Origin of the sequence: Leptospira barantonii (assembly GCF_002811925.1) — a bacterium.
GTDB lineage: Bacteria > Spirochaetota > Leptospiria > Leptospirales > Leptospiraceae > Leptospira > Leptospira barantonii.
Map to the genome: position 1 here is coordinate 1 of NZ_NPDS01000012.1, position 22,370 is coordinate 22,370.

Sequence of the window (22,370 nt, forward strand, 5' to 3'; positions counted from 1 at the left end):
ATTGCTCCCATGCGTGACGCTCCTCCGTTTTTTCTAAAACTTCAACCCATACGGTTCCGAGTGACGTCACCTCGGCACCCACGAGCTCGCGCTTGCAATGGACTACGGCCGTGACAGATTGTGAGCAAGCGATGCCGCACGGATATTGCTCACGCGACTCGAAAGCAAAGATAAATTCAAATTTTATTCTTCTCGGTTCGAGCAAGCGTTTCGATAGTAAGAATAAGACAAGATAAAGCCCGAAACTAAATTATTGTTCCCAGACTCAAGAGCGCGACATCCAGGACACCCAAAACATTCAATGCCGACAACAGCCGAATCAAAATCAAGTTCGCCGACACCAATGAAAACTTATCAAAGAACGCTGATAAAAATTCTACTCGTGCCCGTTTTGATCCTACCGCTGGGAACCAACTTCTTTCTACAAAGCTCCGAAACCGAAAAAGCGGAAACCAAACCGTTACTACGCGTATTCCCTTCTTATCGAAAGGAAGAATGCGACTGGGCCATTCGTTGGGATATCTGTTTGAGTTGTATGAGAATCGGAAGAAGATACGCGCAAAGAATTCATTTTTATCCTTCGGGACCTTACCGAGAACATGGCTGTTATTCGGAAGAAGAAGGATTCTTCTTAATGGAAGAATGAGATTTGTTCAAGTTCCAAAAAACTAAATTAGAATGATTGCAAACAATGCCAGAACGAGCGATAGGATAGATAAGAACGGAAAAGTGGCGGAAGCGGAAAAAAGGTGGGAAAGAATTCAACACCTCGTCATCGAAAGATCAACGAGGTGCGAATAGGAGAAATCTTATTTCTTACAAGCCTGGATTGCAGGAATGCTTTTTGCAGATTTAAGACAAGTAAGATCGAATTTTCCGGACATACATTCTTTTTGTAAAACTGGAACTAATGTCGCTTTCATAGTCGCGATGTTTGCAGTGTCGTCCGCTTTTTGTCCAGCGGTAAGATTGGTTAACATTTCTTCTACGATAGGAGCGCATTCTTCCGCAGAATGTTTCGGTCCGCCGCACATTACAGTCAATGAAAGAACTGCAAGAGCGCTTAGGGAAATCATAAGAACTTTTTTCATCTAATCTTCCTCTTTTGAGTATTGGGAACCACTTTAACCCGATCTTGTTCCCTGAAAAGTGATTTTTTGGACGGGAGAATAGTTATTCCATAATGAAGAATTCCTTTTTCTCCCTTAAATTTTAATATTTTGGCGCGAGAATCATATTGATACGTACCGGCATTCACTAAAACTTCGAATCCGTTTTTATAATGGATTTCCGGTATAAAAATTTCCGTTTCGGGAAACAAATCCCCTTCTTGTCGAAACGAATATTTGAACAAGGATCGTTCCATATCAAAGTTCAAAGCGACCGGCAAACCCTTGGTTCGAATCGGATACGGACGACTGAATGCGCGCACCGCTCTTCCACCGTCTTCGTCGTACGAGGTCGGGGTGTCCATGGAATAGATCGATAGATCTTCCTCGTTCCATCGATCGCCGAGACTGTGAGTATGATCGGGAGTATAATTCCACAACGCAAGATTTACGAAATTTTTTTCGATGGCTTTCATCACACGATCGAGCGCTTTTTCCAAAACTCCGTAATCTTTTTTGAGATACGCGGCTCTTTGATTCAGGTCCATCGGAATTCCGGTTTCTCCGATGACGGTCGGACAGTTGCCCATATTCTTTTCGGACATTTCTCGGATCATTCGAATCGTATCTTCGTACGCCTTGTCTATATTCTCTTTTCCGAATACAGGTTTTTGTTTAAAGATATGAACCCCGAACCAGGGATAATATCGTTTCAACATCAGTACCGATATATCATACCAATGTGTCGCGTTGACGACGGAACCATGATTCTTTTTGGGAGATTCTTTCCATTCGAGTTCGAGACGCGCCGGATCGCTTTCTATAAAAATATGAAAACGACTTTCCACCTTCTGCACTCGTTCCTTGAACTTTTTGATAAATGGGTGCATGAAGTCGGAATAAAAATCGTATTTTCTTCCGTTCTTCTTATAGAAATATTCCGGCTTCAACATCATCGGAGCGCCGTTCGGATCGTAGTCCCATACCCCGTGCGTTCTCCAGATACACTGTTGTCCTCGTTTCCAAAGAGGAACTCCGTTCGGATTCAAACGGACTTTTCCCCAAGGCAAACTCCAAAACCCGAGCATATACGCTTGTTCCGCCGAAACCGCACGCCCTTCGGAAAGATACATTTCCTTAAACGGAGAAGTTTTGACCACCTTGCCAAAACCGAACCCGTCGAATTCTCCCAGATTCTTTTTACCGATCCATCCTGGAGAAGGTTCGTTTAACGTGTCGAAGCCGATCACGTTTTTATATTTCTTAAGTTTGCGAACGATCTTGAGAACGGAATCGATATAATGATCCTGTAAAAAATCCTGAACGTTCTTTCCTCCGATCCTTGCATCGGGCGCGAATTCTTTTCCGCCGAAAAACAATGAGAACATCGTGGAGCACGCGTACTTCTGATAATTCAAAGGCCAGGACATTCTTCGGTAATTTCTTCCTTGAAAGTGATGAACGATCGCGGTTTCGGAATCGCGAATCTTAGAAATGTCCATTCCGAGTTCGTCCAAGGTCCAACCGGGAGCTCCGTCTCCTCCGGTGAAACGGGACCAAACGTCCTGATGCGGATCGATAAAAAGATAAAGACCTTTCTGTGCGGCGAGCGCGACCATTCTTTCCACGTAGTCTATGTATTCGTTGTCGTATTTACCGGGACCCTTGTGTTCGATCGCTTCCCACGTTATGAGAAACCGCAAGAAGTTGAATCCCCATTTGCGAAGACGATCGAAATGTTCAGCGGCCTGATCCTCTTCCAAAGGACGTCCGACGAACGAAACGTTTCTATGATTAAAAAAAGTTAAGGTCTGATCGAAGTGTGTGGTTCCGTCCGGTTTAGAAGGCATTTTTGCCGAACCGGAAAGATTGACTCCGCGAAGCTGATAGATCGTTCCGTCCTTGCCCGCGAAATGTCCGTTTTTAACGAATAATTCTTCCATAATATTCTAATATTCTCCGAACTGAATTCTTGCGTCCTCGTATCCTCGGGTGATCAGATAGTCAGCCTGAACTTGCGAAAAGTTCAGAATACTTCCAAAACCGAGAGAGGTCCTTGGACCGATCGTACGGATCTTCAACTCGGGGCGATCCGCGCTTGGAATCGATAAGAGGGAAGAAAGTTTTGATTTTTTTCCTTTCTTCATTTTTTTCTCGAAGTTCAAATTGGACATCACGGTTTGAAACGAACCGATCAAAGAAAGTTCGAATACCCTTTCCAAACCTTCTCTTCTCGTCTTCGGCAAACCCATATCGATTCCACCGACCGGCGACAAAAGAACAACTACGATGTCGGTCGCTCCTCGTTCCACCGCGGGAAGAATCGGAGTGTTCGCCATCACTCCGCCGTCCCAATGCGGTTTTCCATCCACGTACTGCCAAGGGAAAAACATGGGAATCGCGGAGGACGCCATCACGTGTTCTATGTCGATTTCCTTGTTTCTAAAAAAGACGAGCTCTGCGGTGAGAATGTTGACCGCGGTGATGATCACCTCGACCGGATTCTTCCTTAAATTGCGGAAGTCAAGATGGGAATAAAGCAGATTCTTAAGCGGGGTCGTATCGGTTAACGGCGAATAACTTTTTACGAAGATATCGACCAGATCGTTCCAGATCGAATAACGCATCACCTTCTTCGCTTCGATGGACTTCCACAACTTCGTGATTTCGGCGGCGTTCATTCCACAACCCATCGCGGTCGCGGTGATCGCCCCTACGGAAGTACCGCAGATAATGTCCGGCTTAAATTGGATCTCCTCCAAATAACGAAGAACACCCGCTTGGTAAGCGCCTCGGGCTCCGCCTCCGGATAGGATAAGGGCACGTTTCATTCTACCTGAATCTCAAGGGGTTGGAAAAAAGAGAAGAATTTTCGGTTTGTTCGAAGGAAGTTCAAGTGGAAAGAATTTCAGAAAGAGGGAAACCTTCTGAGCGACTGCGACGTTTCGTCGACATCCATCTGTCGAGATCGGAAGCTCGAGAATGACCAGTTCTCGAAACTCAGAAAGGTCAGTGGTCTGATTGTATTGCAATGCCCCGACTACGGCTGTATTGCAAGTGAAACCCGGGCTATTGCTCAGCCACCTCACAGGTCAATTGTTTACAACAACTATCATTCACTAGACCACCTCCTTTTCGTGTGGCCGCAGAATATTCTGTCTCATTAAAATGTCAAGAAGAGAGCGATTTTTTTTAGAATTTTCTTTCCAAAGATGGAAATTGGATCTGCGTAAGGAGAATCCCCGCGCGCACGAAGTGCGCGCGGTCAACTGTTGAAACACAATCGTTCTTTAAGAAACGGCCTTCACTCTAGAAATCAAGATAATCGCGATCACGTTAAACCCTATCGCGAGATAACCCGCCACGTCGTAGTTTTGATACGGAGAAGTCGGAGTCGTCGCCACAAGAATACTTCCGCCGATCGTCGCGCCCAAGCCGGATGCAAGATTCTGCAAGGCAGAGATCACAGTCATAAATCTTCCGCGATCCCGAGGTTCGGTCGTAGATGTGATCAATGCCAAGGCGGGAATCCATCTTCCCGAAACGATTACCATAAAGACCGTGGTAAGAATCAAAACATTAACAAGAGAGGTTTGTCCAAGATTGGTCATGATCCAAATCGGAATAAAGGATAACGGAACCAGAATATAGAATACCTTGTGCTTGCCGATCTTGTCCGAAATGATTCCGATCACACGGGAAGAAAAGAAAGTCACAAGGCCGCCGAAGAAATAGATCCAAGGAATGTTCTCCTTTGGAATTCCTACGTTTCTTTCCATATAAGGCGCGATAAACGGAATGACGGTAAACCCACCGAGAATCACAAACATGATCAGCATATAAGAGGCCATGTATCTTTTATATGTTAGGATTCGAATGAAGTTCTGAAGCGGATTCTCCCCTGCCGATTGAAACGGAGGAATGCTCGGTAAATGATAATACATCAAAACCAAAATCGGAAGACTCAACAAAACGATTCCGGCAAAGGACATGTTCCATCCGTAATATTCCGCGATCTTCAAACCCACCGGAATTCCGATTACCGAAGCGACGGAAAAAGCTCCCATGATCGCACCGGTCGCGCGCCCTCTTCTTTCCATCGCGATCACGTCTCCTACGATCGCGAAGATGATGGAACTTAAAATTCCTCCGAAGGCTCCGGAAAGAATTCTCGCGGCTAAAAGAAGATAATACGAATTCGCGACGGCACAAAACGCGGTTCCTATGATAAAACCGGCATATAAAAAGATCGCCGCCGACTTTCGATTGAATCGATCGATAAAAAGTGCGCCGATGATTCCCGCAACGAACGCGCTGTATGTATATGCGGAAATTAGAAAGGAGAATTCTCTCGGATTGATATGAAACGCTTCTTGAAAATAACTTCCAAGAGGCATCATGATTACGAAGTCGAGAATATGTGTGAACTGAACGGACGCGAGCGCGAAGATCAGCATCGGTTCGGATTTTACGTAAATGTTACGGGGAGAATGAGAGGACATATTGGATAGCTTGCGAAATGTCAATTCCCTGTAGATATAAAAACGCTAAAAATGGATTGAACGACTTTATTTCTTTTCCAGAATCATGCGGAAAAAGGTTCTGAATTCTCATGAAAGATAAATTTATTTCCGCAAATTCGGCTCTTTCGTCAGTCAAAGCGGGTCAAAGGGTTTTCGTTCACAGCGTCGCGGCCGCTCCTTCGCTTTTGATCGAAGCGTTAACCGCGCGCGCTAACGAGCTGACTAACGTGGAAATGATTCACCTTCATACCGAAGGAAAGGCTCCTTATGCGGAACCCGGTATGGAAGGAAAATTTTTTACGAACGCACTTTTTGTCGCCGCAAACACTCGCAAGGCCGTGGAAGAAGGAAGAGGAGATTATATTCCGATTTTCTTAAGCGAATGTCCGTCCTTGTTTAGAAACGGAATTCTTCCCTTGGACGTGGCGCTCATCCAAGTTTCTCCCCCCGATAAACACGGATTTTGTTCTCTCGGAGTTTCCGTCGATATCAGCAAGGCCGCCGTCGAAACCGCAAAGGTTGTCGTCGCGCAAGTCAACGAAAACATGCCACGTACTCACGGAGACGGAATCATTCACATAAACCAAATCCGTTCTTTTGTGGAAGGAAATCTTCCCTTGCACGAACACGTTTCCGAAGAACCTTCCGAAGTCGAACTCGCGATCGGAAAGAACGTCGCTTCTCTCGTTGAAGACGGCGCGACACTTCAGATGGGAATCGGCGCGATCCCCAATGCGGTCCTAACGTGTCTAACGTCTCATAAGGATTTGGGAATTCATACGGAGATGTTTTCGGACGGGGTTATGGAACTCGTTCAAAAAGGAATCATCACCGGGATTCATAAGAAAAAACATCCGGGCAAAATCGTTTCCGGATTCGTGATGGGAACCCGCAAACTCTACGCCTTCATCGACGACAATCCGGAAGTTGCGATGCTCGACATCGGTTATATCAACGACCCGCACGTGATCCGAAAAAACCCGAAGGTCACAGCGATCAATTCCGCGGTGGAAGTGGACTTAACCGGACAAGTCTGCGCGGACACGATCGGCACGAGACAGTTCTCCGGAGTCGGCGGTCAGATGGATTTTATACGCGGTTCTTCCTTGTCCGAAGGCGGTAAACCCATCATTGCACTTCCTTCTTCCACGGCTAAAGGAGAATCTAGAATCGTTTCCATTCTCAAACCCGGGGCCGACGTCGTCACGACCCGTGCGCACGTTCACTACGTCGTAACCGAATACGGGGTCGCAAATTTATACGGAAAAAATTTACGGCAAAGAGCGAAGGCTCTGATCGGAATCGCACATCCGAATCATAGAGAAAAACTCGAAAAGGATGCTCTGGAACGTTTTAAGGTTCTTTAAAGAAGAAACACGGTTTACGGATTTTTTAGGAACGAAGGAAATCGCGATCCTCGTTTTTACGGAATTCTTGTAATCGAATTTTATTTTTCAAAGGAAAGAATCGGGTCGGAATCGTTTGACAGAGATACTTCGATCCGTCAGATTGATTTTGAACCGACTGTCCGATGAAATTTGAAAGGGATAAAGTCTATGAAGGAATTTTTCTTTCGGACGTTCACTACCTTCTCAATAAAAAAATAAAATCCCACAAACACAAGGAACTGTTTCAGTTTTTAGATCATCTCGAAAAGAAAAACGTACGCTTTCAGACGATCTATCTCGTGGGCGATATCATCGAAAATTGGTTCTTCAGCGCCTCGCGCAAACTCCGCAGAAGTAAAAAAAAATTTAACAAACTCTTCGATCGATTGGATTTGTTATCGGCGCTCGGCGGAGACAAAATTTATATCGTAGGAAACCACGATTCGACTTCCTATCTGATGAATCTTCCACCCAAGATCGAAAAATATCTGAAGGAAAGAAACTGGAACGTCTGCGAAAAAACCGAAACCGAATCTCTGATCGCGGTTCACGGCCACCAAGGTCAATACAATCGTTTCACCTGGATCGGTTCGATCTTTTTATTACGTTTTCTGCATGCGATCGCTCTTCTGGTCCCAAACCTATTCCGTTTTTCGGAAGCGTTTTATCAAAAACATCTAAACAGACAGGACCCGACTACAACCGAGGAAATTCTCAAATATTACGAACGTCTTTCAAGAATCACTCACCAAGGCGATCGTGTTTTAATCTCGGGTCATACACACGACTTTCTTTGTATCCCCCATCTTAGAATCATCAACACGGGCGATTGGGTGAAGAGTAACAGCTTCGTTTTACAAGACGGCTCCCATTTTATCGGAGCGAGAATGAACAAACGGGGAGAATTCTCGAAAGAATTTGTTTACAAACACAAAGAAGATTCCTCCCTTTAGTAAAAATATTTCTTGCGAAACCTTTTCAAAAGGTGCAGAATTGCCGGATGCAAATTCCAAACTTTTCTACGATCCTGCAGTTCATTTTGGAAAATCCTTGGTCTTCTCTCTTCTATGCTTTGGGAACTTACACTCTCATCGCGCTCGTTCACGACATCGTTCAAAGAAGACACGCAATCAAACATAACTTTCCTCTCGTGGGAAGAATCCGATATCTTTTCGAAACGATAGGCCCCGAACTCAGACAATACTGGGTTGCGAACGATAAGGAAGAGATGCCGTTCAATCGAGCGGAACGTTCCTGGGTTTATGCGACGGCGAAAAAACAAAACAACAACTTCGGTTTCGGAACGACCGAACTTCTTTACGAAGCGGGTTATCCGATCATCAAACACAGCGCGTTTCCGTTCCCGGAGTCGAAAGTAAAACATCTCAAGAACGATTCTTCCATGATCCCTTGTCTGAAAGTGATCGGGGAATTTCACAACCGCAAAAAACCGTTTCGTCCTCCTTCCGTCGTAAACATCTCCGCGATGTCGTACGGATCGCTCGGCAAAAACGCGGTCTCCGCTTTGAACAAAGGAGCCATGATGGCTCATTGTTATCAAAACACGGGCGAAGGCGGAATCAGCCCCTATCACCAGTTAGGCGGAGACATCGTCTGGCAGATCGGAACCGGGTATTTCGGAGCGAGGGATGAGAAAGGAAATTTTTCCCTGAATCTTTTCGAACAAAAGATCCACGAAAATCCTCAAGTGAGAATGATAGAGATCAAACTTTCTCAAGGCGCAAAACCCGGTAAGGGAGGAATTCTTCCCGGCAAAAAAGTAACCTCGCAGATCGCCGCGATCCGAGGAGTTCCCGCAGGAGTGGACTGTGTTTCGCCTAACGCACATTCCGAATTCGGAACGGTAAGCGAACTCATAGACTTTATCGAAAAACTTCATTCCGCGAGCGGGCTTCCGGTCGGAATCAAAAGCGCCATCGGTGAAATTCATTTTTGGAACGAACTCGCGGAAAGAATGAAACAAACCAACAAGGGTCCCGACTTTATCACGATCGACGGCGGTGAAGGAGGAACCGGAGCCGCTCCCCTTGCCTTTGCGGATCACGTTTCACTTCCGTTTAAGGTCGGTTTTGCGAGAGTCTATCAGATCTTTCAAAATGAAAAACTTTCGGAAAGAATGGCTTGGATCGGAAGCGGTAAACTAGGATTTCCCGATCGCGCGATCGTCGCGTTTGCAATGGGTTGCGATCTGATCAACGTCGCCAGAGAAGCGATGATGTCCATCGGTTGTATCCAGGCGCAACGTTGTCATACCGATCATTGTCCGGCCGGGGTCGCCACTCAGAATCGTTGGCTCCAAGCGGGTCTTGACATTGAACTCAAAGCGGAACGGAACGCAAACTACATCAAGGGATTGCGCAAAGAAGTCCTTTCGGTCACTCACGCGGCGGGTTACGAACATCCACTTCAATTCCGAGGAACCGATATCGAAATCAGCGCAGGACTCAACATCTTCAAAACCTTGGAAACGATTCTCGGATACCAACGAGATCACGTTCATTTTACGAAGATGCTCGATTATACGGAACACACCTACTTGGAAGAATACATGCAAGGAGTTTCCAAGGTAGAACATCCGAACAACGGCAGAACCAAAGGCTAAAACGATCTCGTAACGGATGTAATAAAGAACATTCGAAGCGATACTCTTTTCCTCTTGCAATCCCGCTTTTGCGCGAAAACCTGTGCGAAAGCGGAGATTTCATGTTTCAGTTTTCTTTTTCATTTGCAAACGTTCTCGAAGAAGCTCGAGGCGTTTTACTTCAACCCGTTTCTTTTTTTAAAAAACTTTCCGACGCTCCCGAAGAATCCCTGATCCCCATGTATCTTCGTTGTTTGATCTACATGGGATTTTTATACGTGATCGCGGTACTCAGCATGACCGTATTGACTCCGAGCGGGTTTTCCAATCCTCCCTGGTCCTTTCTGTTTTTGGAAATGCCTATCGCCTATTTCCTCGCAAGTTTTATCGTCTTTCCTACTTTAGGACTTCTTTATATGTTTTTCTCCTGGGCATGCGGAGGGAATACGAATTGGAAAAAGAATTTTAGGGCGAGCACCGCGGTCCTCGGAATGTTTTGGAGCGCGTTATTGCTTCAAAGTTTCGGCGGATTGATTCATATCTTCGTGGGAATCGGAATCGGAGTCGCGTTCACCGCTTACATTCCGTTTTTATTTTATATCGCTTTGACTTCGTATCTGCAAGCTCCCGTAAAAAGAACCGCGATCGTACTCGGCGTGTTCGCTTCGATTCTTTTGTATCTTCAATATTCGAAGATGGATTCCTATATCAGGGATTATAAAATCATAGAAAGTATGAATTCTCAAAAACCGCTTTCCAGAGAAGAGGAAGTACAGGGAGAACAGGACGCCGCGGAGATCATTCGAAAGGCGATGGAAAAAGCGAAAGCTGAAGGACACGACAGCAAGGAATAAACATGGCAAGAATTCAACTCGAACTCCCTAATAAATTCGTTTGGTCCGTTGATTTGGACGTTCGAATCTACGACGTAAATTTTGCGGATCATCTCGCGCACGATCGTGTAATCTCTTTGCTTCACGAAGCGAGAGCGAGATTCTTCTTAGAACACAATTACACCGAACTCAATGTGGACGGACTTGGAATCATCATGACCGACATCGCGGTCGTGTATAAGGCGGAAGCTTTTTTCCGAGATAAAATTCGGGTGGAGATCACCGCGGGAGATTTCAATCAACGCGGTTGCGATATCTATTATAGAATGACTCACGCGGACGGACCGGCCAACGGCAAGATCATTTGTGAGGCAAAAACCGGCGTTGTTTTTATGGATTACACGAATCGCAAGTTAGGAACTCTTCCCGAAGGTTTCCGAAAGATTTTTCCTTAATCGATTCGGATCGTTGTATCTGCGGCGGCTCGCCGAATGCGTCATACGTTGCGCGCGCTTTCGAATCGTTACAACGTTTAAGAATGGAACTCCGACTTCACCGCCGGAGTTCCGTCAACTCTCTCTTCTACCTCAAACCTTCCATGAAGTAAACATCTTACCGATCATAAAAATCGTAAGTTTTGTTCCGTTTACGATCAAAGAAATCGGATTCTTCGTAAAGTTAAACCGCATCGCCGCGAGAATCGCCTCATACGAAGTTTTGTTAAACGGATACCACCAAATATTTCTCTTCGAAGGAATGATATCCCAGTTCACGAGTTTCGGTTGAGTCATCTCGTCGAAACCCAAACCGGAATGGGTTCTACCAAGACCGGATTCTTTCCAACCGCCCCAAGGAGTTTCGGATTGACCGTGCGTATAAAGGTGATCGTTAATCGTGGTCGCACCCGATTCCAACTTACGCGCGATTTTCTTACCGAGACTTAAATTTTTAGTCCACACGGAAGAAGTCAAGGCCATGGAAGAATCGTTCGCAAGCGCGATCGCTTCCTCGATCGTTTTAAACTTCATCACCGGAATTACCGGACCGAAATTCTCCTCTTTCATCAGTTCCATCTGATGATTTACGTCGACCATCAAAGTCGCAGGATAAAAGAATCCCTTCGTATTTCCGGAAGGTTGTGATTGTGCGATGATCTTCGCGCCCTGTTTTACGGCCCCGTCCACCTGACGTTTCACCGTGTTGAGTTGTTCTTCAGTGGTCATGGAACCCATATCCACTTCGAAGTTTTGATCGGCTCCGTGACGGATCGCCTTCGTTTTGGCCGCAAGTAAGTTTACGAATTTATCATATACTTTTTCCTGCACATACAATCTTTCCACACCTCCGCAGGATTGACCCGCGTTTTGATAACCGGCCCAAGCCGCGCCGTTCGCCGCACGTTCCAGATCCGCGTCTTCCAAAACGATCATAGGATCCTTTCCGCCGAGTTCTAAGGACAAAGGAGTTAACGTGGAAGCCGCGGCCGCCATCAAGGTTTTACCCGTAGCCACCGAGCCGGTAAAAAAGATCTTATCGACTTTATTTTCGAAGAAGGATTTGGAAACCGCTCCGCCCGAACCTACGATATGATAAAAAAGACCTTCGGGCAATTCTCCTGCGGCAACGATCTTTTCGATGGCCTGGCCCACAAGAATCGTAGCTTGTGCGACCTTCAAAAGAATCGCATTCCCCGCCATAAGACCCATTGCGATCTCACCGAAAGGAATCGACAACGGATAATTCCAAGGGCTGATGATTCCCACCACTCCGAGAGGAACACGATGCAATTCATTCTTCTTATTAAAAAATAAGAATGTGGACATCGGAAGTTTTTTCGGCTGAAGATGATGTCTTGCATTCTTTGCATACCAATCGGCGGCTAAAGCCGCCGGAAGAACCTCGGTTGCAAGCGCGTCCATTCTCGATTTACCGTTGTCCTTGCTTACGATCTCCGCGAGTTCTTCGGCGTGATCCACGATATAATCTCTCATTTTGAGAACGTGTTTTTTACGATCCGCAAATTTTCGCTGAGACCATTCTTTTTGAGCCTCTCTGGCTTTTTTGAAAATCTCAGGCATTTTTGCCAGATCCGTGTTCGGGACTTTTCCGATTTCCTCCAGAGTTGCCGGATTTTGGGCAACTTGAAAACCGCTTCCCGCATAATTCCCGTTTGTTTGGCGTTTTGATTCTGCGACTGCACTCGGTGCCATTTAATTTCTCCTATTTTCTCTTCTTTCTATGTTTCTCATAAACCATAACGTTCGTTCTATCCGTCTATAGTACAGAGAGAATGGATTTTATAACAAGCGTTTTTGCAACCGGTCTCGGGGGCGTCCCGGGAATCTCCTATACATGGAAAGCCCCCGTAAAAAACTGGCTTATCAGCTATACTTGAGGGTTTTTCTATGAAACGCACCGAACTGGAAAGAAGAGAAAGAGACCTCCGCAAGGCAGAAAAAAAGACACAGCTTCAAGAAAAGAGGCTCGCCTCCGGAAAAGGAACTAGCGTAGGAGAATACATCGACGAGTTGTCGGCGCTCTTCCGTTATGATGTGACCGAGATTTTCAACACCGGAGATGATATCGCCGTTTTGGAACTTTTAGAAGACATCCAGGCGAATCTGCCCGCAAAACAATGGGAAAACGTTCTTCGCAAAGCGATTAAGAAGACCGGAGTTCAGGAAAAAGAAAAAGCATACAATGAACTCAAAGAACTTATGAACGAAGAAGAATCGGAAACAGAAGAAGAGGAAGTCGGGGTTTAAACCCTGGCTTTTTTCCTTTTCCGACGTTAGATATTTCGCACCCGCCTTTCCTATAACTCTATTCAAAAATTTATTTCTTATCGGCGAACGCGTCGCTCCTTCAAATACGAGGCTTCGCTCGCATTGAGGATTCCTCACTTTCAATTGTACACACAAACAAACATTCTACCATTCCGGCAGAAACGATAAATAATGCTTGATCTCTATCTAACAGATAGTATCTAAAAGATATACCTCTCAATTTATAGTTTGAAGGACAGAATTTTTTCCATCCTCGTTTCATGAAATCACAGCAAAAGCCCCAACAGCAATTGTTAATCAAGCAAACTAAATATAAAGAAAACTCAAGGTTTAGAACCGCTTAAATGGCCCGTATCAATAAAACACGTTATGCGCTTTTGGGGATTCTGGGACAAGGCCCCCAAAATGCCTATGAAATCAAAAAAACGATAGAACAATCCATCGGATTCTTCTGGCAGGAAAGTTTCGGACAGATTTATCCGATTCTGAAACAACTCGAAAAGGAAGGTTGTCTGAAATCTTCCAAAGAAAAAAAAGGATCCGGACCCGAGTCGACGATCTACAAAATCGCACCTAAGGGTAAGAAAGAACTTAAGGAGTGGTTGGAAAAGCCCGTTGAAAAGTCCCCGTATCGAAACGAACTTCTTCTCAAACTCTTTTTCGGAAACCACGTGGATAAGGACGTGTTAATCGGACATCTTCAAGACACAAAGGAAGAAGCCAAACGTCTAACCGAAATTTACGAGAACATACGCAAACTCGTGGAAGATTCGGATAACCCGAAAACGAGCAAGATGTTGAGTCTTGTTACTCTAGACTTCGGAATCGCCACTGCAAAAAGTTTTTTACAATGGGCCGAAGAATCCAAAATCAAAATAAAAAACTCCGATTTTTAAACCGAATTCATTTTTCTACTTTTCACTTCGATCCGTTTGTCTTAGGCTACAAACTGTTCGTAATAATTTTTCTTCGTATTAAATTTCTTTAGTAATAGGCCGATGAATCTACCGCCTCTGCAAGAAAACATGGAACTTGTCTGGTCCCCTTTCGCATTTTATGCGGGATTTTCGTTTTCCATTTTCGTAATCAATTTTTATATAACATACAAAAACCTCAGAGTTCAAGGAAGCAAAGAATTCCTTTTTGTCATCTCGGGTTTTATCGTATATTCATTCGGAAGTTTTTTCGAAATTCTTTCCACAAACGAAAGATGGATTCTGTTCTGGGACAACTTTCAGTTTATCGGAAACGATATCATCGTGATCGGAATCTCCTTTTTTATCCCGAGAATCACTTCGCTTACCGTCGTTTATAGACTTCCTCTCGCTATTTTACTCGTCCTTTTCCCGATCGCAAACGAACTGATCGTCTGGTCCGGTTACGAACCCGAATTGATCCGCACGAATATTCAATTTCTTACAACTACTCCCTGGAAGGCCCTCACCTACGACTACGGTCCTTGGATGAACTTGTTCGTATTCTACTATCTCTCTTCGCAAACGATCATAATCGGAATTCTTATTTGGAAATTTCTTACCTTAACCGGATTCAAAAAGGCTCAAATGTTTCTTTTGCTTTTGGGAATCCTATTCCCCTATTTGGGAGGATTGATGACGGTCGCGGGACTTTTTCCGTTCATCAATCCGCATCTCGACGTTTTTCCGATCACAGGATGTGTAACTTCCCTGATCTGGGCGTACGGTCTTTTTTATTTTAGAATGATGGATCTCATCCCGGTCGCGCGGGACAAGGTGTTCAATCTTATTCAAGATGGAATTCTAATATTAGATAAAAGCAATATTATTCTGGATTACAACGAGGCCGCGATCCGGCTTTTTCTGGGACAACTCGATACGGTGGGGATAACCCTCAAGGAAGTCTATCCGGACCTGGATTATCTGATCGAAAAATACAAACGCAAAGAGATCGAATCGGTGCCCGATCTCAGACTTTTCATAAACGGAGAACTCAGATACTACGAGGTGACGCTCAGAAATTTCGCGACCATATCGGAACAGAGCGATTTTTGGATTCTTACGTTGAGAAATATCACGGAACGCAAGTTAGGCGAAGAACGCGCCATCGAAGAAAAAAACTTCTTGAATATGATTTTGGATTCCACTCGAGTTCTATTCGTCGCCTTGGATCGGGAGGGAAGAATTCTCCGTTTTAACAAGGCCTGTGAAAACGCGTTCGGATACCGTTCCGACGAAGTGAAAGGCCACGCGTTCTGGGACATCTTCGTGGAACCTCACAAAAAAGAATCCATCAAAAAGGTTTATCTTCGGATGATCCGCGGAAAATTCCTTCCGAAAACGCAGGAGCAATGGATCGGTAAATTCAAAGAACGTAAAGTGATTCAATGGGAAAACCGGGAAATCAAGGATAAAAACGGAAGAACCAACTACATCATCACCGCAGGCGCGGATCTTACGGACGTTTACAACGCCGAGAACGAGATCGCCAATCTGAAATCCGCAAACGAAGAGATCACAAAAAAGAATCAGCTCATAGAGGATCAAAAAAAGGAATTAGAGGCGATCATCGATACTCTCACCAAAACTCAGGCTCAACTCGTTCAAACCGCGAAGCTGGCGGATCTCGGGCAACTCGTTTCCGGGATCGCACACGAGATCAACAATCCATTAGGCGCCATTCAAGCCTCGAACCAAAACATTCAACATTATACGAGATCCTTCCGCGAAAAATCCAAGGACTACTTCCGCCTTTTAAAAAAACTTCCTCAAAAAATCCGGGATCAAATTTCGGATTTGATCGAGGTCGCGGGAAATCATTCCGATTTGGTTCTGGGTTTGGAAAGAAGGAAAAGGGTTAAGGAAATCCGCGCCAATCTGGAAAATCTGGGAATCGATTCCCCATCGAACGAACTCTGCGAAATCGCTTTGGAATGCGGCCTCTACGGTAGAGAAAACGAATACATAGATCTTATCAAACACAAGGAAGCGGTTCCGATCTTGGAATTGATCACCGACCTTTTGGGCCCGGAAAGAAATTCTCAAACGATACAAACCGCCGTGGAAAGATCCTCCAAAATTCTTTACGCACTCACTCAAAAGTCTCGCACACTTTGAAAGCCATAGCGTATTAGAAGATTCTAATTTAAAAGAGAACGTCGAGATCGTCCTCGCGTTGTATCAGAATCTTTTCCGTCACGGAGTGGATTTATCCGTGGAGTTCGAGGAGATTCCCGCGATTCCGATTTACAGAGACGATCTTTTGCATCTTTGGACGAACCTGATCATGAACGCAGTGCAGGCCATGAATTATTCGGGCAAGCTGAACATCAGCGGAAATCGCGAAAACGGTTATGCGGTGGTGAAGGTGGAGGATTCCGGTCCGGGAATTCCGGATTCGCTTCGGGAAAAAATCTTCGATCCGTTTTTTACGACCAAACCTCCCGGAGAAGGAAGCGGTCTCGGTCTCGACATCTGTCTTAAAATCGTCGAAAAACACAACGGAATCATCAGCTACGATTCCAAACCTGGAAAAACCGTGTTCACGGTGAAACTTCCATTGAAACATCAGAAAAACTGAATATTATAATATTCCCTTACGCGGCAAAAGACGGATTTCGTCCGGATAAACCGCATCGGGAAGAGTGGAAAGTGTGGCCAACCATTTCCCGAAATCGTCGACGGGGATCATATCGTCTTGTTCGAAACCTTCCCTTCCCTTCCAAATATCCGTATAAACGGCGCCGGGATAAACGGTGATGACTCGAATTCCTTTCGATTTCAATTCCTCTCGAAGAGCCTTTGCAAAACCGGCAATCGCGTGACGACTCGCGCAATACGCGGTAGAATCTGGAAATCCCTGATAACCCGCGGTAGAAGAAAGATAACACAAAAAAGAGCCCGCTTTCAAAAGAGGAAGAATCTCCTTCGTGAGCAGAAAAAGGGAATTCAGATTGAGAACGAAATGTGCATTCCATTCTTCTAATGCGATTTGTTCCACGGGTTTAAAAAGCCCGCTCCCGAACGTAAAATAAACGCCGGCAAGAGAGGAAGTCTGCGGCTTCAAGGCTTTTACGAACTCGAGAACCTCGGATTGTCTGGAAAGATTACACTGAAAATTCTTCCCCGGCTCGAACACGGAACCGAGTTCCCAGGGAATTCCGGTTCTCGATATCCCGATCGCGGATTTCCCAAGAACATTCAAGTTTTCTAATACGGATTTTCCGATCCCCGAACCGGCCCCGGCGACGAGAATTCGTTGATTTTCTTTTTCGGAAGTCAAAGGATTCTACCCTTAGGAAAAAGTGGCGGGATAAACCGGAAACTCGGTGGAAAAAACTTCCTGACGATCGATTTCCGTTTGGTCCGTGGGTAGGTTTCTGGTTTCTCCGGGATAGGAAAGATTCTTCCAAGAGATCATATATTTGAGTATAAAATCCGTGGCTTCCAGATTGCGGTTCGCCTGAACCGTATCCTTTCCCCAGACGGTGATCCCGTGTTTTTCTATGATACAAAAAGGCACGGAAGGTTTGTATTCCTTCAAATATTTCTCCAGACAATCGGATATGTCCTGTACATTCGGAAAATTGTATATTACGGGAACGTAAACCTTTGGGTTTTCCTCCCAGATTCCGTAGGCTTTCAGGATTTCGATCGAAGGAAGTTCCAAAAGCGCCACCGGCTCGTTTTTGGATGTGTTCACGCGGATCAGATTGGATTCCAAGGTGTGAACGTGAAGACCACAACCGACTCCGCCTAACGCACGATATACGGCCCGGTGAATCGAGGTTTCGGCGCTCGGCCGTAAACCTTTCGTAGATTTTGAATTTTTGGAATCCACGGGTTTGCCCGATTCCAAATCCACATATAGAAAATTACGCTTGTTTAATAGATTCTTATCCAGGCCGCTTCCGCTGACCCAGAATCCGGATTCTGCCGGAATTCGAACGGAAAGATTCCCGGCCGTTCCGGGCATCCATCCGTTTTTGTGATAGACGGCTCCCAGTTCCGAGAGCCTTTCCAATTGTTTTTTGACGGACATATCAGTCCAGAGAGTTGGTTTCTTCCACGTAGTTCGGAACCCAGCCGCTCATATCCTGGAAGTAACGAACCGCTTTGATTCTTTTTTTATCGTCCAGATAAAACCAGTGATTCGTGTTTCTCGGAACGGAGATAAAATCGTCCTTCACGACGTGAACCAGAAACTTCTCCCCTTTCAGCGCGAAACCGAAAACACCCGAACCGTCTACGATGTATCGTACTTCTTCGTCGGTATGATAATGAACTCTGTCGAACTTAGCGAGCATATCGTTCAAACCGGAAACGTTAGGATGTAATACGATCAAGTCTCTGGATTGGTAACCTTCTTTCGATTTGAGGGTTTCAAAACGATCGTCCAGTTTTTTTAAGAGTTCTTCTTTTTCCGTATCGACTAAAACTTCCTTGTCGGTAAGATTTGTCGCGTTAGACGGAACCGCCCAGTGGTCGTAGTCGATTCCTCTTTCTTTGAGAAAGGATTTTACTTCGTTCGTTTCCTGGATCGGCGCCAGACCGTTTTGTCTTACTATCGTTGCCATAGATAAACTCCGCAGATTGTTATTTGTTGACCCTTTCTACGTAAGTGAGATCTCGCAGGTCTATTTTGATTACGTCACCCTGCTTTACGAATATCGGAACGTTGATTTCTCCGCCGGTTTCTACGGTGATTCTTTTTTGAGCCGTACCGGAAGTGTCGCCTTTAAGACCTTCCTCAGCGTAAGTCACTTGCAACACCGAAAAGTTCGGAGGAATCACTCCGATCGGTTTGCCTTCATAGAACGTAACTTCCATCGGAGTTTCTTCCTTTAAGAAAGGAAGAATGTCTTCCACATATTCTTTAGACACCGGCATTTGTTCGAAGTCGTTGGAATCCATGAAGATGATATCGTCGCCTTCCGTGTAGCAGATGGTCATATTTCTTTTTTCTAACTCGACGCTCTCTAATTTTTCCGCCGCTTTGAAAGTGCGTTCGATGGAACTGTTTCGGGTGAGGTTCTTCAGTTTCGTTCTGATAAATGCGGAACCCTTTCCAGGGTTTACGAATTCAGTTTTGACGACCGAGTAAAGATCGCCTTCCACTTTGAGAACCATACCTTTTTTTACTTCTGTGATACCAAGAGTCATGGATTTTCCTAAGAATAGTTTGCCTCCTTCTATTTCTTTTGAAACGGGCCCCCTGTCAAGAAAAAGAACCGGACGATTCCCTTGCGTAAAACCTTAGAATCGGGCGATTCTCGCAAACCTATTGCAGTGTATGAATTTGTAATAATTCAAGTTCGAATTGTAATAGACTTTTTTCATGCGGAGCGGAGCATCCCGGGCAACTCCATAGGAACGCAAAGCAAACGTATGAAATTCAAGTTTATCATTCTTACCGCGATGATCGCCGCGGTTACTCTTACGGCAAATTGTAAGCCCAAAGAAACGATCACCGTCACCGGTTCGGAGACGATGCACGTGATGCTTCAAATGATCGGCCTGGAATATTCGAGATCACATTCCGGAATTAAAGTCGTAGTCAACGGCGGAGGTTCCATAGAAGGAATCGAAAAATTATTTCAAGGCAAGACGGACATCGCGGCGGCCAGCAGACCGTTGACCGAAACGGAACTCAAGGAATTCGACTCCAAAGGAAAGTTCGAATCCTTAGCCGTCGCTTATGACGGAATCGCAATCATCGTTCATCCATCCAACCCGGTTCGTAAGATCAGCTTGGAAACCGCTTCCAAAATTTTCGCGGGAGAAATTACCGATTGGTCCAAGGCCGGTGGAAAACCCGGAAAGATCGACGTGGTGATCCGAAACGATAAGTCGGGAACCGCGGCGTATTTCGAAACTCACGTCCTCAAACAAAAGGACTTAGGCGCAAAGAATTACGAAACAAGAAAGAATTTAGAATATTCCAAAACCGCAAAGGTTGTCGGAGATAACGATTCGATGGCCGCGGCGATCGACAAAAATCCGAATACGATCGGTTTTATGGGAATGGGAAGCGCCCTTTTTGAAAACAAAGGAAGAGTCCGCGCGCTGGAATATTCTCTTACTGGAAAAGAACCATTCGTGATTCCGAGCATCGAAAACGTTTACAATAGAAAATACGAACTCTCCCGAGGTTTGTATCTATTCTATCTTTCCGATCACGGACAAAAAATCGACGATTTCATCACCTATGTTACGAGTGAAGACGGACAAAAGACGATTCTCAAAAGCGGCTATTTAAGAGGAACCCTTCCTACCCTGGAAGTTGAGGTTAAAAAATAGGATAAAAACGCCAAGGTCCCGAGAATTTTTTCGCGGAAAACGATTGATTTTCGCCATTCTCGGGATCTAATAATTCCATGGGCCGTGCTATACTTGGAATCGTAGCGTTACTCGTAGCGGGTTGTTTTCTCGCGGACGGTTTTGCCGAAAGCAAACTCGATTCCTACAAACCCGTCGTTCGGGTCAAAGCCCAATCCAGAACCATCAGTCAAGTTTCCAATCCTTTCAACAAAGGAATTTCATTCGGAGACGACGACAAAGGCCTTGTCGATTTTTTAAGAATCGATTCATTCTCCGGTAAATTCTTACCCTCTCGCTCCGTACCAAAAATCGAAATCATTTCCGGTAGAGTTTCACTTTCCTTTCGTTATCTCGCTCTACCTCCTCCGACGGCTGTTTAAGGACACATTCAATTCTGTACGAGGGAGTAAGTCTCCCCGTTTCGAGGCGTCGGTTCTTTGGGCAAAAAGAATCTTCATCCTTGGACGAACACAGAATCTCCAGCTTGGAATCATTCTCATTCTTGTCCTGAATCTCCTAAAAAAGTGAGAATCTCCCGATGGAGATGCAATATAAAACGATTGCCGGAAGAGGTTTCGAAAGTCCTACTTCCGGTTTTTTTTAGAAGGAAAGAATCCCACTTCTTAGTTGACGCTACCGACGCCGGTCGGAGGATTTCAGAAGAGCCAAGCTCCGGAGTCGATCCACTGTCCCAATTTTCTTCCACTCCTATTTCCGCCCGATCCTCTTTAACCGATTTAGAATCTTCGGAACAATGGTTGAATTGGAAATGGCAGATTCAAAACAGAATCAAAACACAGGAACGATTGTCCGAACATCTCGAACTGATCGAAAAGGAAAAACTTTCCTTCGACGCTTGTTCCGAATTTTTTGAATTCTCCGCAACGCCTTATTACTTAAATCTTGCGGATCGAAACGATCCGAATTGTCCGATCCGTCTTCAGATCGTTCCTCATCGGGAAGAATTGACTCGGAACGGTTTTGAAAGACGGGATCCTCTCGCGGAAGAATCTCATATGCCCGTCAAAGGTGTGACTCATCGTTATCCGGATCGCGCACTTTGGTATTTGTCTCATGTATGTGCAGTTTATTGCAGATTCTGCACGCGCAAACGAAAGGTAAGCAAATCCTTTGATACTCCGGGCAAGGAAGAATGGGATCAGGCGCTCGCGTATTTTCGAGAACACAAAGAAATCAAGGAAGTGATTCTTTCCGGTGGAGATCCTCTCAATCTTTCGGACGACAAGTTGGATTATCTTTTAGGCGAACTCAAATCCATTCCTCATATCAACCAAGTAAGAATTCACTCGCGTTATCCGGTAACGCTTCCGATGCGGATCGATTCTTCGTTATGCGCCGTTTTGAAAAAACACTTTCCGATTTATCTGGTCACTCATTTCAATCATCCGAAAGAAATCACCCCTCTGGTTCGGGAAAGAATCGCACTTCTGATCCAAGAAGGAAATACGATCGTTTTAAACCAGGGAGTTCTTCTGAAAGGAATCAACGATTCCGCGGAAACTCTGAAAGAACTTTTTTACGGTCTTACCGCGATCGGAATCAAACCGTATTATCTGCATCAATGCGACGAGGTTTGGGGAAGCGGAAGTTTTCGCGTCGAGATTGAAAAAGGCGTCGAGATCATGAAACAGATTCGGGGAAGAATTTCCGGCTTATCCGTTCCTCTTTACGTGGTCGATCTCACCGGGGGCGGCGGAAAAGTTCCCTTGCCCACTTCATATCTCGAGGAAAAAACCGATCATTCTTATATCTTCCGAAACTATCAGGACGAACTTTATGAAATCAGTTATTGAGCGAAATGCGTTTTTGAAAA

21 protein-coding genes and 1 pseudogene are annotated in these 22,370 nt (G+C 45.2%); 12 read left to right on the forward strand and 10 right to left on the reverse strand.

What is annotated here, in order from left to right; translation table 11 throughout:
• Positions 1 to 205, reverse strand: a 205-nt coding sequence (locus CH367_RS20940; RefSeq protein ID WP_208862020.1) for a hypothetical protein, incomplete at its 3' end; no start/stop codon positions are given.
• Positions 206 to 343: 138 nt separating this feature from the next.
• Between CH367_RS20940 and CH367_RS20240 the strand changes: the two genes are divergently transcribed.
• The gene (locus tag CH367_RS20240) at positions 344 to 646 is read left to right on the forward strand and encodes a hypothetical protein (protein WP_208862021.1); all 303 of its coding nucleotides are present in this window, start codon (positions 344 to 346) and stop codon (positions 644 to 646) included.
• Positions 647 to 809: 163 nt separating this feature from the next.
• Here CH367_RS20240 and CH367_RS20245 read toward each other — a convergent pair whose 3' ends face one another.
• From CH367_RS20245 to CH367_RS20260, 4 genes are all read right to left on the reverse strand, one after another.
• Positions 810 to 1,091: a TIGR04454 family lipoprotein gene (locus CH367_RS20245; protein WP_100764322.1), complete on the reverse strand. Its 282-nt coding sequence runs from the start codon at positions 1,089 to 1,091 to the stop codon at positions 810 to 812.
• On the reverse strand, positions 1,088 to 3,052 hold the full coding sequence (locus tag CH367_RS20250; RefSeq protein WP_100764323.1) for a glycoside hydrolase family 5 protein: 1,965 nt from the start codon (positions 3,050 to 3,052) through the stop codon (positions 1,088 to 1,090). Before CH367_RS20250 ends, CH367_RS20245 begins: the two co-directional genes overlap by 4 nt.
• A gap of 6 nt (positions 3,053 to 3,058) precedes the next feature.
• Positions 3,059 to 3,940 carry a patatin-like phospholipase family protein gene (locus CH367_RS20255; protein ID WP_100764324.1) on the reverse strand — a complete coding sequence of 294 codons (882 nt, stop codon included), beginning with the start codon at positions 3,938 to 3,940 and terminating at the stop codon, positions 3,059 to 3,061.
• Between the two features lie 459 nt (positions 3,941 to 4,399).
• The gene (locus tag CH367_RS20260) at positions 4,400 to 5,611 is read right to left on the reverse strand and encodes an MFS transporter (protein WP_100764325.1); all 1,212 of its coding nucleotides are present in this window, start codon (positions 5,609 to 5,611) and stop codon (positions 4,400 to 4,402) included.
• Positions 5,612 to 5,721: 110 nt separating this feature from the next.
• Here CH367_RS20260 and CH367_RS20265 point away from each other — a divergent pair, with 110 nt between their 5' ends.
• The 5 genes from CH367_RS20265 to CH367_RS20285 all read left to right on the forward strand — a co-directional run bounded on the left by CH367_RS20265 (position 5,722) and on the right by CH367_RS20285 (position 10,910).
• Positions 5,722 to 6,999: an acetyl-CoA hydrolase/transferase family protein gene (locus tag CH367_RS20265; protein ID WP_100764326.1), complete on the forward strand. Its 1,278-nt coding sequence runs from the start codon at positions 5,722 to 5,724 to the stop codon at positions 6,997 to 6,999.
• Between the two features lie 164 nt (positions 7,000 to 7,163).
• A complete protein-coding gene (locus CH367_RS20270; protein ID WP_100764327.1) occupies positions 7,164 to 7,973 on the forward strand; it encodes a UDP-2,3-diacylglucosamine diphosphatase in 810 nt (269 codons plus the stop codon).
• A gap of 47 nt (positions 7,974 to 8,020) precedes the next feature.
• The gene (locus CH367_RS20275; RefSeq protein WP_100764328.1) at positions 8,021 to 9,643 is read left to right on the forward strand and encodes an FMN-binding glutamate synthase family protein; all 1,623 of its coding nucleotides are present in this window, start codon (positions 8,021 to 8,023) and stop codon (positions 9,641 to 9,643) included.
• A gap of 101 nt (positions 9,644 to 9,744) precedes the next feature.
• The gene (locus CH367_RS20280; protein ID WP_100764363.1) at positions 9,745 to 10,476 is read left to right on the forward strand and encodes a Yip1 family protein; all 732 of its coding nucleotides are present in this window, start codon (positions 9,745 to 9,747) and stop codon (positions 10,474 to 10,476) included.
• A 2-nt stretch (positions 10,477 to 10,478) separates the two neighbouring features.
• The gene (locus tag CH367_RS20285) at positions 10,479 to 10,910 is read left to right on the forward strand and encodes an acyl-CoA thioesterase (RefSeq protein WP_100764329.1); all 432 of its coding nucleotides are present in this window, start codon (positions 10,479 to 10,481) and stop codon (positions 10,908 to 10,910) included.
• A gap of 132 nt (positions 10,911 to 11,042) precedes the next feature.
• Here the strand turns inward: CH367_RS20285 and CH367_RS20290 are convergent, their stop codons facing one another.
• A complete protein-coding gene (locus tag CH367_RS20290) occupies positions 11,043 to 12,665 on the reverse strand; it encodes an aldehyde dehydrogenase family protein (protein WP_100764330.1) in 1,623 nt (540 codons plus the stop codon).
• A 195-nt stretch (positions 12,666 to 12,860) separates the two neighbouring features.
• On the opposite strand from CH367_RS20290, the gene CH367_RS20295 reads away from it, so the two are divergent.
• From CH367_RS20295 to CH367_RS20305, 3 genes and pseudogenes are all read left to right on the forward strand, one after another.
• Entirely contained in the window at positions 12,861 to 13,220 is a 360-nt protein-coding gene (locus CH367_RS20295; RefSeq protein ID WP_100764331.1) for an LB_289 family protein, read from the forward strand.
• 365 nt (positions 13,221 to 13,585) lie between these two features.
• Positions 13,586 to 14,137, forward strand: a complete 552-nt coding sequence (locus tag CH367_RS20300; protein WP_100764332.1) for a PadR family transcriptional regulator — start codon at positions 13,586 to 13,588, stop codon at positions 14,135 to 14,137.
• A gap of 129 nt (positions 14,138 to 14,266) precedes the next feature.
• A pseudogene (locus CH367_RS20305) lies at positions 14,267 to 16,796 on the forward strand (histidine kinase N-terminal 7TM domain-containing protein).
• Between the two features lie 3 nt (positions 16,797 to 16,799).
• On the opposite strand, the gene CH367_RS20310 reads toward CH367_RS20305, so the two are convergent.
• The 4 genes from CH367_RS20310 to efp are packed head-to-tail and all read right to left on the reverse strand — an operon-like array spanning position 16,800 to position 19,378.
• Positions 16,800 to 17,498 carry an SDR family oxidoreductase gene (locus CH367_RS20310; protein ID WP_100764333.1) on the reverse strand — a complete coding sequence of 233 codons (699 nt, stop codon included), beginning with the start codon at positions 17,496 to 17,498 and terminating at the stop codon, positions 16,800 to 16,802.
• A gap of 12 nt (positions 17,499 to 17,510) precedes the next feature.
• Positions 17,511 to 18,257, reverse strand: coding sequence for a methylthioribulose 1-phosphate dehydratase (mtnB, locus tag CH367_RS20315; protein WP_100764334.1), 747 nt, complete (start codon positions 18,255 to 18,257; stop codon positions 17,511 to 17,513).
• Between the two features lies 1 nt (position 18,258).
• Entirely contained in the window at positions 18,259 to 18,792 is a 534-nt protein-coding gene (locus tag CH367_RS20320) for a 1,2-dihydroxy-3-keto-5-methylthiopentene dioxygenase (protein WP_100764335.1), read from the reverse strand.
• A 19-nt stretch (positions 18,793 to 18,811) separates the two neighbouring features.
• Positions 18,812 to 19,378, reverse strand: a complete 567-nt coding sequence (gene efp / locus CH367_RS20325) for an elongation factor P (protein WP_100764336.1) — start codon at positions 19,376 to 19,378, stop codon at positions 18,812 to 18,814.
• 225 nt (positions 19,379 to 19,603) lie between these two features.
• Here efp and CH367_RS20330 point away from each other — a divergent pair, with 225 nt between their 5' ends.
• From CH367_RS20330 to CH367_RS20340, 3 genes are all read left to right on the forward strand, one after another.
• Positions 19,604 to 20,515 (forward strand): phosphate ABC transporter substrate-binding protein, encoded by a 912-nt coding sequence (locus CH367_RS20330; RefSeq protein ID WP_100764337.1) that lies wholly within the window; start codon positions 19,604 to 19,606, stop codon positions 20,513 to 20,515.
• 77 nt (positions 20,516 to 20,592) lie between these two features.
• Positions 20,593 to 20,916: a hypothetical protein gene (locus tag CH367_RS20335; protein WP_100764338.1), complete on the forward strand. Its 324-nt coding sequence runs from the start codon at positions 20,593 to 20,595 to the stop codon at positions 20,914 to 20,916.
• Between the two features lie 330 nt (positions 20,917 to 21,246).
• Positions 21,247 to 22,350, forward strand: coding sequence for a KamA family radical SAM protein (locus tag CH367_RS20340; RefSeq protein WP_100764364.1), 1,104 nt, complete (start codon positions 21,247 to 21,249; stop codon positions 22,348 to 22,350).
• The last annotated feature ends 20 nt before the right edge of the window (positions 22,351 to 22,370 follow it).